Here is a 15,182-nt window from a genome sequence, read left to right as displayed (position 1 = left end):
ACTTACCCATCCAGACCACCAGAACAGGAGATATTGATGACGCACAGGTTCTCTTCCAGGCTCGCCCTTGCCACAGCGCTTGCGGGATTTCTATCATTGGGCGCAGGCCAGACGTTTGCGGCCAGCCATGTGGTTCTGGCTCTGGGTGGACAGGCAGAAACGCTCGACCCCTATAACACCAACACCACGCTGACCACCGCTGTGACCAAGTCTTTCTACGAGGGCCTGTTTGGCTTCGACAAGGATTTGAAAGTGCAGCCCGTGCTGGCAACCGGCTATAGCGTGTCTGATGATGGTCTGGTCTATGACATCAAGCTGCGCGAAGGCGTGAAATTTCAAGACGGTACCGATTTCAATGCAGATGCCGTGAAGGTCAATCTTGATCGCGTTCGCAACCCCGAAAACAAGCTTGCCCGCTTCAACCAGTTCAACCAGATCGACAAGGTCGAGGTTGTTTCCCCGTCAGAAGTGCGCATCACGCTGAAGCAGCCGTTCGGCCCCTTCATCAATTCGCTGGCGCATGCCTCTGCTGCGATGATTTCGCCTGCCGCCCTGACCAAATGGGGCAACAAGGAAATCGCCTTCCATCCCGTCGGCACCGGCCCGTTTGAATTTGTCGAATGGAAGCAGACCGATTTCGTCAAGGTCAAGAAGTTTGACGGCTACTGGCGTAAAGGCTTTCCCAAGGTTGATGACATCACCTGGAAGCCCGTGACAGATAACAACACCCGTGCCGCCATGTTGCAGACCGGCGAAGCTGATTTTGCCTACCCAATGCCCTATGAGCAGGTTGCAACGCTGGAGAAGAACGACAAGCTCAATGTCACCGTCTCCCCATCGATCATCGAGCGCTATTTGAGCTTCAACATGCTGCAAAAGCCCTATGATGATCTGCGTGTGCGCCAGGCCATCAACTACGCGATCAACAAGGAAGCGCTGGCGAAGGTGGCCTTCAGCGGCTTTGCCAAGCCTGCCGAAGGCATTGTGCCGGAAGGCGTGCTCTATGCCCATAAATTGCCAGCATGGCCCTATGATCCAGCCAAAGCGCGCGAATTGCTCAAGGAAGCCGGTTATCCGAACGGTTTTGAATCAACGCTTTGGAGCGCCTACACCACCACAACGGCGCAAAAGAGCATCCAATTTGTCCAGCAACAGTTGCAACAGGTTGGTATCAAGCTGAAGCTTCAGGCGCTAGAGCCGGGCCAGCGCACCGAGTGGGTGCAGACAGCGCCTGATCCAAAGACCGCACAGGTCCGCATGTATTATGCAGGCTGGTCTTCTTCGACCGGTGAAGCCGACTGGGCCTTGCGCCCGCTGCTGGCCACCGAGGCATGGCCGCCAAAGCTGAACAACACGGCCTATTACAGCAACAAGACCGTGGATGATCTGATTGCCAAGGCGATGAAGAGCACCAAGGACGATGAGAAAAAGACGCTCTATGCCGATGCACAAGAGCAGATCATGAAGGATCTGCCTTGGGCACCGCTGGTGGTCGAAAAGAACGTCTCGGCATCCGCCAAGCGCTTGAGCGGCGTCTATGTCATGCCAGACGGCAATATCGATACGTCTGATATTGCGGTCAGCCAATAATCGTTTCTGAAATATGCCCCGGCGCGACCTGCGCCGGGGCACCTCATCACCATCCTGAAGGCTTATTGCGGCTGTTGCCATGTTCAATTATTTTCTAAAGCGCGTCTTTGGCCTCCTGCCAACACTTCTCATCGTTGCCGTGCTGGTTTTCCTGTTCGTGCATATGCTGCCGGGCGATCCGGCTCGCCTTGCCGCAGGCCAGGATGCCGATGAGCAGACTGTGGCACTGGTGCGCAGCGAACTGGGCCTCGACAAGCCCCTGCCCGAGCAATTCGTGAGCTATTTTACCCGCATGTTGCACGGTGATCTGGGTGTTTCCATGCGCACGCATCGCCCCGTCTCGGTTGAAATCGGCGAGCGGTTCATGCCCACTATGCTGCTGACCCTGACCAGCATGCTCTGGTCGGTCACATTTGGCATGGGCATCGGCATTCTCTCGGCTGTTTTTCGCAATCAATGGCCAGACCGCTTGGGCATGACACTGGCCGTCTCCGGCATTTCTTTTCCGGCGTTTGCTTTGGGCATGTTGCTCATGCAGATTTTCTCTGTCTGGCTCGGATGGCTGCCGACCGTGGGCGCTGACAGCTGGAAGCATTACATTTTGCCATCGCTGACCCTGGGTGCGGGGGTCGCAGCCGTTATGGCGCGCTTTACCCGCGCTGCTTTCGTTGATGTCATTCAGGAAGATTTTGTCCGCACCGCCCGCGCCAAGGGGCTGAATGAAAAGGTGGTCATTGCCAAGCATTGCCTGCGCAACGCATTGATCCCGATTGTCACCATGATGGGTCTGCAATTTGGCTTTTTGCTTGGTGGCTCCATTGTGGTCGAAGCGGTGTTCAACTGGCCGGGTGTTGGCCGCCTACTGGTCGATGCTGTTACCCAGCGCGATTACCCCGTCATTCAGGCTCTGGTTTTGATGTTCTCGCTGGAATTCATCCTGATCAATCTTGTCGTGGACCTGCTCTACGGCGTCATCAATCCTACAATCCGTTATAAATGAGCAGGCCATGAGCGACATCCAATCTGCCCCCATTGCCGTCATTCCCGAGGCAAATCACGCCGTCCGCACGCCGTGGAGCGAGTTCTGGCGCAAGTTCAAGCGCCAACCCGTCGCCCTCGCAGCCTTGGCCTTCATTGTGCTGTTGATGGTTCTGGCCATCGCCGCTCCTTATATCGTGCCCTTTGATGCCGAGAATTTCTTTGACTATGACATGATCAACGCTGGCCCTTCGCTGACCCATTGGTTTGGTGTTGATCCACTGGGCCGCGATATTTTCAGCCGCATTCTGATGGGAGCGCGCATCTCGCTGGCCACCGGCCTTCTCTCTGTCACCTTGGGCGGGCTGGTCGGCACCATCTTCGGGCTTCTGGCTGGCTATTATGAAGGCTGGTGGGATCGCATCGTCATGCGCATTTGCGATGTTCTGTTTGCCTTTCCCGGTATTTTGCTGGCTTTGGGCATCGTTGCCATTCTGGGTAGTTCCATGGTCAATGTTGTGGCTGCCGTTGCCGTCTTTTCGGTTCCGGCTTTCGCGCGTCTGGTGCGCGGCAGCACGCTTGTGCTCAAGAACATGACCTATATCGAGGCCGCCAGAAGTGTGGGCGCTTCCGATTTCATCATTCTGTTTCGCCACATTCTGCCCGGTGCCTTTTCCTCCATCGTGGTCTATTTCACCATGCGGCTTGGCACCTCCATCATCACCGCCGCCAGCCTTTCCTTTCTGGGTCTGGGTGCGCAGCCGCCAACGCCAGAGTGGGGTGCCATGCTCAATGATGCCCGCGCCGATATGGTCAATGCACCGCATGTGGCACTGTTTCCAAGCCTTGCGATCTTTGTCACCGTTTTGGCCTTTAACCTTTTGGGCGATGGTCTTCGCGATGCGATTGATCCGAAAATCGACCGAAAATAATTGCCGTTCGTTCTTTTTACATCTCGGAGAAATCCATGAAAATTCTTCTGTCTGTCGACATTGAAGGCGTGGCTGGCGTCTATCACACTGATCAGGTGCGTGCTGGCAATGGTGAATATGAACGTGCCCGCCTTTTGATGACCCATGAAGCCAATGCCGCCATTGCCGGGGCCTTTGACGCCGGTGCAACCGAGGTTTTCGTCAACGATTCCCACGGCTCGTTTCGCAATATGCCGCCTGATCTCCTTGATAAACGCGCCCGCGCCATTCAGGGCAAGCCGCGCTATCTCAGCATGATGTCCGGCGTTGAACTGGGTGTCGATGGGGTTTGCCTGATTGGCTATCATTCGCGCGGTCAGGGCTATGGCATATTGGCCCATACCATCAACAGCTTTGCCTTTTCGCGCATCTTCCTCAATGGCCAGGAACTGGGTGAAGCGGGCATTTATGGCGCGCTTGCCGGTGAATATGGTGTGCCGGTGATCATGGCCAGCGGCGATGATGTGTTCATTGACGAAAACAAAGATCTCTTTCCCAAGACCACCTTTGTCGAAACCAAAAAAGCGGGTGGTGCGATCTGCGGCGTCAGCCTGTCGCCCGAGCAATCGTGCCAAGCCATTCGCGAAGGGGTACGGATTGCCGTTGGCGCAACCCGCCAAACGCCCGTGTTTACCTTGACTGGTCCCATCTCTGTAGAGATCGAAACCCAATCCACCAGACTTGCCGATCTGTTTTGCCAATGGCCAACGCTTTCCCGCATTGGCGGCAACCGCATTTCGTTTGAAGCGCCAAAGGTTGAACATGCCGTGCGCATGATCAACTCTCTCTCGGCCATGTCGACAATGCTGCGATAACATCCAAACTCATTTGAGGCATCTATGAAAAACGCTCAGCAAAATCCGATTGCCTTGGCCATTCACGGCGGGTGCGGCGTGATGAACAAGGCGGACATGCCGGAAAGCGACTGGGAAGCCGCCCGCGCCGACCTGACGCGGGCGTTAAAGGCCGGTTGGGCCTTACTCATGCAGGGTGGCTCGGCACTTGATGCCGTGGAAGCCGCTGTGGTGGTCATGGAAAATTCCGAGCATTTCAACGCGGGCCATGGTGCCGCCCTCAACACCGATGGCGTGCATGAGTTGGACGCCTCCATTATGGATGGCAGCACCGGAGAGGCCGGAGCGGTGGCGATGACACGCGCGATCCGCAACCCCATCACCGCCGCCCGCGCCCTGATGCACAGCGGTGAAACCGTGATGCTGGGCGGCGCTGCTGCCGATGCCTTTGCCAAAAAGGCCGGGCTTTCGATGGTGGAGCAGGCCTATTTCACCACCGAACGGCGCATAAAAGCATTGGCTTCTCTGAAAGAACACGCCAAAGCAGGCACGGACGCAAAAGCCAGCGAGGCTGAAAAGCATGGCACCGTAGGGGCTGTAGCCCTCGACGCTCAGGGCCATCTGGCCGCCGCCACGTCCACCGGCGGTTTCAACAACAAGCCCGCCGGCCGCATTGGCGATTCTGCCGTTATTGGTGCCGGAACCTATGCCAGTGATGGCGTTGTAGCACTGTCTGGCACCGGCAAAGGTGAATTCTTCATCCGCCATGCCGTGGGCCATGAAATCGCCAGTCGGATGCGTTATCTGGGTGAGAGCCTGACCGATGCCTGCCAGCACGTCGTCTTCACCGATCTCGCCCCACATGACATTGGGGCCGGTCTTGTGGCCGTTGGTGCCGATGGTTCAATCACCGCGCCTTACAACACCGCAGGCATGTTTCGCGGCTGGATTGACACAAATGGGCGGATGTTTGTCGCCACCCATGACGAAATATTCGAAACACAGGCCTGACAATAGAGTTTGTCAGGGAAAAGTGGAATCCGGTTTTCCCGAACAGACAAACGAAAACAAGGGAACGATGAGTCTGTCTGGTTCAATTTGAACCTGACAGACTCTCGAGGCACCAAAGAGCCACCCATTCCTTTTGCTTTGGAGAGGCGTCCTCTCCACATAGTTGCATCAATATCTGCGATCTTATCGCCCGTCAGCGCCTTGCACCCCTATGGATGCGAGGTGTTGTCATGATGCCAGCCTGCTTGTTCTCACCCGCAGCGAGCGTGTCAACTTAAGGTTCGGACAAGCCAGAGACCCCATAATCAAACCGCTAGCTGGAAAACCGTCTTGCGTGGAAGTGCGTTGCCCATTTGGAGCAAACGCGCGCCGCACAAGAAAGGCACATCCAGAACTTTGAACTGCGAAAAAGCTGCGGGAGACAGGCTGTGAACGATCCGGATTGCATCCATAACGATCCCGTTCGTCTCATGTCGTTGCAGTTTAAGTTGGTTTTTGTATCGCGATAATACTTGGGGTTTTGACGCATGACATCGATAGTTCCTTCCCTGAGCATTAGCCAGATCAAATCACTTTCGACAGCGGAAGTGAAAGCCTGGACAACCGAAGATGCAAAGTCACTCTCGACCCAGCAAGTCAATGCGCTTTCCTCTGAGCAGATTGCCGCTTTGGACGATGAAGATGTCAATGTTCTCAGCGCCGACCAAATCAGCGCCATTTCGCGCAACGCCATTGTCGGGCTGACGCTCTCGCAAATTGCCGTTTTGGATAAGCAAGATGTCAACAGCCTCACATTGGGGCAGATCAGCTCGCTCACAACCACGCAAATTGGTGCGTTTTCAACCGATCAAGCCGAAGCCCTGAATTCGGCGCAGGTCGGTGCGCTGAGCTCTCTGCAGATGGCGGCACTCAGCACTGCGGATCTGGCGACATTTTCAACCAGCGACATTGCAGCCATCAGTAGCTCAGGCATTCTGGGCCTCTCCACGGCTGTTCTTGCATCCCTTTCCACAGCGCAAATGGCGGCTTTGAGCATTCGTGCTGTTTCAAACCTGACAACCGCGCAACTTGGGGCTTTGTCAACCGCACAGGTCGCAGCGCTTGACCCCTCCACCATCTCCAACCTGTCGTCGACCCAGGTCAATCAGCTCACCACCGGCCAGATTGCGGCTTTGACGACCGCGCAGATCGCGGCTCTCACGCCCGTGCAAATTGGCGCTTTCGGCACCGACGACATTGCAGCGCTGTCGAGCAGCCAGATTGCCGCCTTCAGCACATGGGGCATGTCGGCCTTGTCGGTGGACGTGATGGCAACGTTCAGCACGGCCCAGGCACAGGCCCTGACCGACAGCCAGGTGCAGGTGTTAAGCTCGGCCCAGCTTGCAGCGCTCAGCAGTGATGACATTGCCACTTTTTCGACAGATGACATTGCCGCCATTACCAACCGGGCCATCTCTGGCCTATCCACAGCAGCCCTTGCTGCCCTGACAACCGATCAGATCGCCGCCTTCAGCACCAGCGCGCTTGCCTATTTGAGCAGCAGTCAAATCAATGCCCTGAGCACAAAGCAGGTTGCAGCCCTCACAACCGCACAAATGTCTGTGCTGAGTTGGTCGCAAATCTCAACATTGACCACGGCTCAGGTCAGCGTCCTGAGCACCGATCAGGTTTCGGCATTGGATTCACGGTCCGTCAGCGGATTAAGCGCGACTCAGATCAATACGTTCACGACACAGCAGATCGCAGCGCTGACGCCGAGCCAGATTGCATCGCTTAACTCTACGCAATTGGCTGTTCTGGGAACGGATGACGTCGCGGCCATGTCGACCGCTGGTATTGCCGCCATCAGCCGAAATGGTATGCCCGGTTTGGCGACGGCAACTATTGCATCCCTTTCGACCGATCAAATTGCAGTGCTGGACATCAATGCCGTCTCCAGCATGACCAGCGACCAGATTCACGCCTTGAACACGGCTCAGGTGAGAGCGCTGACATCGGCGCAGATCGCCATGTTCAACTCTGTGCAGATGACGGCATTTGACCCAAGCGGCATTGCAACATTCAGCACCAGCGACATCGCGGCCATCTCGGGTCAAGCCATATCGGGCATGGCGACAGCAACACTTGCTGCTCTGTCAACCGCGCAGATGGCTGCCCTGACGGTCGACACAGTAAGTCGCTTGAGCACCAACCAGATTGGTGCCTTGAACACCAGCCAGATCCAGGCCCTGTCTTCTCTTCAAATTTCTACCCTCAACGCAGCCCAGATGTCTGCACTCGGTGCGGACGATCTGCAGACATTTACGACAGCCGAGATTGCAGCCATCTCGCCTTACTCTGTTCGAGGCTTGTCGACAGACGTTGTCGCATCGCTTTCGAGCGCACAAATTGCTTCATTTTCAACCGATGCAATTGCCAACCTGACCAGCACGCAGATTGCCAGTCTCAAAGCTGCGCAGATTTCCGCCTTTTCAACCGCGCAAATTGCAGCTCTCAGCGCGGTCCAATCCGCAGCCGTAGACGCCAGCAACATTTCAGCCCTGTCGACAAGTCAGATTGCTGCCATGAGCACAGGCGCTATCGCTCGCCTCACCACACAGCAAATCACAGCTCTGTCCACCAGTCAGGTTGCGGCACTTACCTCTCCTCAGGTTGCCGCTCTCAGCTCCTCCCAGCTTTCGGCAATGGGCACAGATGATATTGCAACCTTCTCAACCGCTGACATGGCTGCGATTACCAACAGCGCAATCTCGGGCCTGACAACCGATGTGATTGCACATCTGACCACCGCACAAGTCGCTGCTTTTGACACCCTGGCCGTCGCGCTCCTGACAACCTCACAAATTGACGCCTTCAGCACAAGCCAGATTGCCGCGTTCACAACCGGTCAGATTGCAGCACTCAACGCCTCCCAGGTTTATACTTTGGGGAACGATGATCTCGCCCAATTGTCGACAGCGCAAGTGGCTGCCTTCAGCTATAATGCCATACAAAGGTTCACAACCGATCAGGTTTCCGCACTATCAATCACTCAGGTCGAGGCCCTGTCCTCTCTTCAGGTTTCCGCCTTGAGTTCCGCACAGCTCTCGGTTCTCAGCCCGGAAGCTGTTGCCAAATTCTCGACCACCGATATCGCTGCCATTAACTTCAACTCGATCACCGGCCTGTCAAAGGAGGTTATCGCCAATCTGACAACCGATCAGGTCGCGGCCTTGAGCAGCTACTCGGTCTTCCGCCTGACAACAGAGCAGTTTGCGGCATTGTCGCCCGCCCAGGTGGAAGCCCTATCGCCGACGCAGGTTTCCGTTCTCAGTTCGCTGCAATTGGCTGTGCTTGGTACCGATGATATTGCACGCTTTTCCACCGCAGACATGGCTGCCATCCAATACGGTGCCATTCGGGGCCTGACACTTGATGCCGTTGCATCTTTGACCACCGCCCAACTCGCGGCCTTGGATGCGTCCACCCTGAGCAATATGTCAACCGATCAGTTTGATGCCTTGTCACCGGATCAATTTGCCAGCCTTTCCACACGGCAGATCGCTTGGCTGGATTCCTTGGACATCGCCGCCATGTCTTCAGACGACATTGCAGCTTTGAGCACGGCGCAAATTGCCTCATTGAGTGCCAGTGGCATTTCAGGTTTGACCTCTGTTCAAATTGGCGCTCTGACCTCGGCACAAATAAGCGCGTTGACACCAAACCAGGTGGGCACGTTCAGCTCCAGCCAATTGGCTGCGTTTGAGCCTGACGACATCGCGAATTTCTCAACCAAAAGCATCGCCATGATTGGTGCTGCCGCCATTGTTGGCTTTAAAACCAGCGCGGTAGCGGCTTTGTCTACCGCACAGATCGGCGCACTGTATGTGTCCAGCGTGTCGGCTCTGACGACAGACCAGATCGATGCCATGTCCACCACGCAGATTGATGCGTTCACCACAAAGCAGATTGGCTATCTGACCAGTACGCAGCTCGGCGCTTTCAAAGCAGACGATCTGGCAACATTCTCAACCGCTGACATCGCTGCCATCTATGCGGGCTCGATTCCAGGATTGTCGACAGGTGTCCTCACAAGCCTGTCGTCCGATCAGATTTCGGCACTCACCACCCTCAGCGTCGCATGGTTGACGACAGATCAGATCCAGTCCATCACGACCAGCCAGATCAAGGCGTTGAGCACGCTTCAGGTCGCAGCGCTCTCTTGGGCTCAGGTACCCGCATTGACAAACGACGACATCGCCGCGATGTCGACCGCACAAATGGCTGCCATGAGCACCGCTGGCATTTGGGGATTGACCTCTGATCAGGTCCGGGTTCTGAGCACCGACCAGATCAACGTTCTGACAACCAAACAGATTGCCACGCTCAAATCCGAACAAGTCGCCGCCCTGACAACTGGCAGCGTCGCAACCTTGTCGACCAAACAGCTTGCGGCTCTGGGGGCCAATGCGGTTGTGGGACTGTCGAGCGATCAGATCAACACGCTGAGCACAAACCAGCTGAGCGCCTTGAGCACAATGACCGTGTCGCGTTTGACGAGCGATCAGATGAACGCCCTCAGCACGCTGCAGATCAGCAGTTTGACCACAGCGCAAATGGCATCTCTGACATCCACGCAGATTGCGGCGTTGAGCACCTATAGTGTCGCGGCGCTGAGCACGGCCCAAATCAGGGCGCTGAGCCTGAATGGTATCAACGGCTTGAGCAGTGATCAGGTTTCGACCCTGAGCAGCAACCAGGTTGGCGCGCTCGATACCGCACAAATTGCCACCCTGAGTTCAACGCAGATTGCCGCTCTCACGACAAACAACATTGCGGCTTTGTCCACAACGCAGGTGGCAACACTCAGCGCAAACGGCATCTCCGGCCTGTCAACCAATCAAATCAACGCCTTCAGTACCAGCCAGATCAACGCGTTGACAACGCAACAGATCGCAACTCTGAACTCTGCCCAAATTGGTGCTCTGGACACCGCCGATATCGCGCAGTTCTCCACCAGCGATCTGGCTGCACTGAGTGCAGCGGCCATTGCAGGCCTGTCGACAGACGTTCTTGCGACGCTCTCCTCAGCCCAGATTGCCGCTCTCAGCACATCTGCGGTCAATATGCTGACCACCAAACAGATTGACAGCCTCAGCACCAATCAGGTTGCCGCCCTGTCAACAAAACAGATTGCCGCACTGACCTCGGCGCAGATATCCACGCTTGGCACCAACGATGTGGCAGCCTTGTCGACGGGCCAGATTGCAGCTTTAAGCACAAACGGCATCTCCGGCTTGTCGAGCACACATATCAATGTTCTGAGCACGGCGCAGGCCCAGGCATTGGCACCAATCCAGGTGGCGGCTCTCAGCTCCGCCCAGATCGCCGCGCTGACCACCAGTGATTTACAGCAATTCTCGACAGCAGATATTGCAGCCATTACCACAAACGCGATTGCGGGTCTCACCACAGGCCTTATCGCAGCACTCACAACCGCGCAGGTTGCGGCCTTGAGCAGTGACAGCATTGCCCAATTGAGCACAAAGCAGATCAATGCCCTGAGCGCCACACAATTGGCATCGCTGTCGACCAAACAGGTCAGTGCGCTGACCGCTGCCCAACTGGCAGCCCTTGACACCAGCAGTATCGCTGGCCTGTCGACCAAGGACATTGCGGCCATTGGCGGGTCCATGATTGGACAAATCTCGACCGCTGTTATTGCAGCACTCTCAACCAGTCAGATTGCCGCTTTAAGCACCTCCGGCATCAGCGGCCTGAGCACCAAGCAGCTGGATGCCTTGAGCGCCGCGCAAACGAGCGCTTTGACCACCAAACAGATTGCAGCCTTGAGCTCTGATCAGCTGACCGCCTTGCGCACAAGCAATGTTGCCGCACTGACAAACGGCCAGATCCAGGCGCTCAGCGCCGACAGCATTGCGGGCCTGTCCACAGCGCAGATCGCAGCCTTGAGCGCACAACAATTCGCGGCGTTGACCACATCTCAGGCGGCAGCGCTCACCTCAAAGCAGATAGCTGTGCTTGATTCAGGTGACTTGGCTGCCTTTTCAACTGCCAACATCGCAGCCCTCAGCGCAAGCGCGGTCTCGGCCATCGAAACCAGCGCTCTTGCCACCCTGTCCAACAATCAGATTACCGCGCTCACGGCGGCTGCTATCAGTGGAATGACCACCAAGCAGGTTTCCGCGCTGACCTCAACGCAGGTCGCAGCGCTTGCCACCAGCCAGGTGGCGGCGCTGACATCCATGCAGATCAATGCATTGGAAACCGGTGATCTTGCTGCCTTCTCGGCAACGCAGATTGCCGCTCTCAATGCGGGCGGCATTTCGGCCATGTCCACCAGCCAGATCAATACGCTGAGCACAGCCCAATTGGCAGCGTTTACCACAGCCCAGATTGCGGCTTTGACATCGCGCCAGATTGCCGTGCTTCAGACCGATGATCTGATTGCCTTGTCCTCCAGCAGCATTGCCGCCCTCAGCGCCGATGGCGTATCCGGCCTGGCGACCGGTGTCCTTGCTTCCTTCACGAGTGATCAGATTGCCGCCCTCAGTGCAAGCAGCGTTGGTGCCCTTTCAACGAGACAAATTGCAGCCCTCAGTTTGAGCCAGATTGCCGGATTGTCCACAAGTCAGGTGGGTGCCCTTGCCTCCAACCAAATCGAGGCCCTCTCCGCAGACAAGGTCGCGGCGCTGACAACGGCACAGATTGCAGCCATCAGCTTTGATGGTATCGCCGGTCTGACGACCGCAGATCTTGCCATGTTCACCACCACCCAGATGGAGGCATTGACCGCAAGCCAGGTGGCTGCGTTGAGCTCCAACCAGATCTCGGTGCTGCGCACAGAACATCTGGCAACATTCACCACAGCAGACATCGCAGCCCTCACTTCGAGCACGATTGCAGGCCTGTCGACGGCACTGATCGCAGCCCTTACACCTGTTCAGATCTCCATGTTGACGACAGACAGTATGAGCAGCCTGTCGACCGCACAAATTGCAGCCCTCAGCTCGACACAGATTGCCGCTCTGGCGACAAACCAGATCAATGCGCTGACATCCAAGCAATTGGCTGTGCTGACAACAGCCAATGTTGCAGCTCTCTCGACCCGCAACATTGCCGCTCTCAATCCTGGTGCCATCGTTGGGCTTTCAACGGATGTGGTTGCCGCACTCTCGCAAGATCAAGTCAAGGCATTGACAACAAGCGGAATTGCTGGCTTTTCCACCAAGCAGATCACTGCCTTGCAAGCCACTCAGGTGGGCGCACTCTCCACAAGCCAGATGGCAGCTCTCAGCTCCGCGCAGATCACGGCGCTCGATACAGCGGATATCGCCGTTCTGAGCGAAGACCAGATCGGAGCCGTCAGCACAGCCGGCATTATCGGTCTGTCGACTGCGCAGGTTGGCATTTTGACCACAGCCCAGCTTGGCGCACTCTCCACCCTGCAGATCAGCGCTCTCACATCAAACCAGCTTGCTGCGCTTGACACGATGGATATGACTGCCTTCACCAATTCCGATCTGGCGGCCATCAATTCGAGTGCCATCACCGGTCTGACGACGGGTGTCATCGCCAGCCTGACGACAGACCAGGTTTCGGCCATCAGCACAGCCGCGATTGCAGGACTGACCACCACCCAGATTGCGGCCTTGAGCATGGCACAGGTGGGCGCGCTACAAACCACGCAAATCAGCGCCCTGACTTCCAAACAGATCGCCGTGCTTGGCACCGATGACATCGCAATTCTCTCGACAAAACAGATCGCAGCTCTGAGCACAGCCGGTGTGATTGGCCTCACCACCGATGACATTGCTGTCTTGAACACCGCCCAGGTGCAAGCACTGACGCCAACGCAAATCGCCGTTCTATCGTCAACGCAAATCGCCATGCTGGGTGCTGACGATCTCGGTGCATTTTCGACCGCAGACATTGCCGCCATCAATTCCAGTGCGATTGCCGGTCTGTCCACATCCATCATTGCCGCCCTTACCACGGAACAGATCGCGGCATTGCAAACCGCCAGCGTCGCAGCACTCTCCACGGATCAAATCGCCGCGCTGTCCACAGACGACGTGGCCGTTTTGACCACCCAGCAGATTGCCGCCTTGACGTCGAAGCAGCTATCGGTGCTGGGCACAGACGATATTGTCGCCCTTTCAACCAATCAGATCGCGGCCCTGAACCCGACCAGCGTGAAGGGTCTTTCGACCGCTCAAATTGCTACACTGAGCGTCTATCAGGCCGCAGCCTTGACGTCTAACCAGATTGCGATGTTCGAATCGGCACAGATTGCCACATTCGGCACCGACGATCTCGCCGCATTCTCATCCGCCGACCTCGCGGCAATCAACTCCTCTGCCATTGCCGGACTATCGACAAGCACCATCGCAGCATTGACAACCGCGCAGATTGCAGCCCTCGGCGCTGCCGGCATCCCCGGTCTTTCCACCGATCAGATCAATGCCATGGCATCAGATCAGATCGAGGCTCTGACCACAGCCCAGATTGCCGCCCTGAACTCGAAACAGATTGCGGTGCTGGATTCTCGAGATCTCGCCGCCTTTTCAACGGCCGATATTGCTGCCATCAATCTGGAGGCCAGCGTCGGGCTATCGACATCGGCCCTGACCGCATTTACCACAGACCAGATCGCCGCCCTCAGTTCGAAGGCCATTTCGGGCCTGTCCTCAACACAGCTCAATGTTTTGAGTGCCGACCAACTGCACGCACTGACGACAGCGCAGGTCAGCGGACTGGTTTCCAGACAGGTCACAACGCTCAAAACGGACGTTCTTGCCGCCCTTTCGACCGCCCAGATCGCAGCAATGAGCACAAGCGGGATTTCGGGATTGACGAGCAGCCAGGTGGCTGCCCTGAAACTGGCGCAGATCGCGGCCATGTCCAGCACCCAGCTTGCCGCCCTCAGCTCCGACGCGGTGGGTGGTCTCACGGCCGAAGATCTGCAGGCCTTCTCCACCGAAGACCTTGCCGCCCTCAGTTCAAAGGGTATCTCCGGCTTGCCGACGGCGTTCATTGCGGCCCTCTCCACGGCTGAGCTGGCCTCGCTCAGCCCCGAAAATGTCAAGGGCCTGACCAGCAATCAGATTGCCGCATTAACGGCTGCGCAGGTTGACGCCTTCTCCACTGCCCAAATTGCCGCCTTGAGCGCCGATGGCCTGGCAGGCATGTCCGTCGAAGACATGGATACCTTCACCGTTGATGAGCTTAAGCTGATCAGTTCGTCGTCAATCAAGGGTTTGTCCACGGCCGTCATCGCGTCTCTGTCCACCACAGAAGTCGCTGCTCTCACCACCTATCAGATTGGCAATCTGACCTATAATCAGGTGGCGGCGCTGTCCACGGCACAGTTTGTTGCACTGTCCACAGCCCAGCTTGGAACCCTCAATGGCATTCAGGCGGCGGCACTGGGCACTGATGATATCGCGCTTCTGTCTACCAGCCAGATCGCCTTGTTGAGCACCAGCGCTGTTTCTGGTTTGAGCACGCGGGTCATTGCATCTTTGACCACAGATCAGGCCAAGGCGTTGACCTCAGGCCAGGTGGCAGCCCTGACCTCTGCACAAGTGGCAGCCCTGACGAAGGAAGAATTGGCAACATTCTCGACGGAAGATATTGCCTCGTTCAACTCGACTGGCATTGCTGGCCTGTCAACCAGTGACATCGCCAACTTGTCAAGCGAGCAGTTGGGCACGTTGATGGCAACGCAGATGGGCGCGCTGAACCCGGATCAAATTGCTGCGGTGATCTCCGCTTATGTGCGGTGATCCGGAAATATTGAAACCTTGTTCAACAGATGGCGGTTGATGCTGCCATC

General features: G+C 56.6%; 6 protein-coding genes. All 6 read left to right on the top strand.

Annotated elements, in window-relative coordinates; translation table 11 throughout:
- Positions 1–36 precede the first annotated feature (36 nt).
- The 6 genes from gsiB (at position 37) to BJF95_RS00590 (ending at position 15,132) form a co-directional block, all read left to right on the top strand.
- Positions 37–1,590 (top strand): glutathione ABC transporter substrate-binding protein GsiB, encoded by a 1,554-nt coding sequence (gene gsiB, locus BJF95_RS00615; RefSeq protein WP_075637507.1) that lies wholly within the window; start codon positions 37–39, stop codon positions 1,588–1,590.
- A 79-nt stretch (positions 1,591–1,669) separates the two neighbouring features.
- Complete coding sequence (gene gsiC / locus BJF95_RS00610) at positions 1,670–2,590, top strand: glutathione ABC transporter permease GsiC (protein ID WP_075637506.1); 921 nt, start codon at positions 1,670–1,672, stop codon at positions 2,588–2,590.
- Positions 2,591–2,597: 7 nt separating this feature from the next.
- Positions 2,598–3,500, top strand: a complete 903-nt coding sequence (gene gsiD, locus BJF95_RS00605; RefSeq protein WP_075637505.1) for a glutathione ABC transporter permease GsiD — start codon at positions 2,598–2,600, stop codon at positions 3,498–3,500.
- A gap of 35 nt (positions 3,501–3,535) precedes the next feature.
- Entirely contained in the window at positions 3,536–4,354 is an 819-nt protein-coding gene (locus BJF95_RS00600; RefSeq protein ID WP_075637504.1) for a M55 family metallopeptidase, read from the top strand.
- Between the two features lie 24 nt (positions 4,355–4,378).
- On the top strand, positions 4,379–5,344 hold the full coding sequence (locus BJF95_RS00595) for an isoaspartyl peptidase/L-asparaginase family protein (RefSeq protein ID WP_075637503.1): 966 nt from the start codon (positions 4,379–4,381) through the stop codon (positions 5,342–5,344).
- Positions 5,345–5,871: 527 nt separating this feature from the next.
- Positions 5,872–15,132, top strand: coding sequence for a beta strand repeat-containing protein (locus BJF95_RS00590; RefSeq protein WP_139317343.1), 9,261 nt, complete (start codon positions 5,872–5,874; stop codon positions 15,130–15,132).
- Positions 15,133–15,182: the final 50 nt, after the last annotated feature.

The sequence above is a fragment of the Rhizobium oryziradicis genome, from assembly GCF_001939045.1.
GTDB classification, from domain to species: Bacteria; Pseudomonadota; Alphaproteobacteria; order Rhizobiales; family Rhizobiaceae; genus Allorhizobium; species Allorhizobium oryziradicis.
The sequence above is the reverse complement of the archived record's forward strand: the minus strand, read 5'-3'. Positions and strand labels throughout refer to the sequence as shown.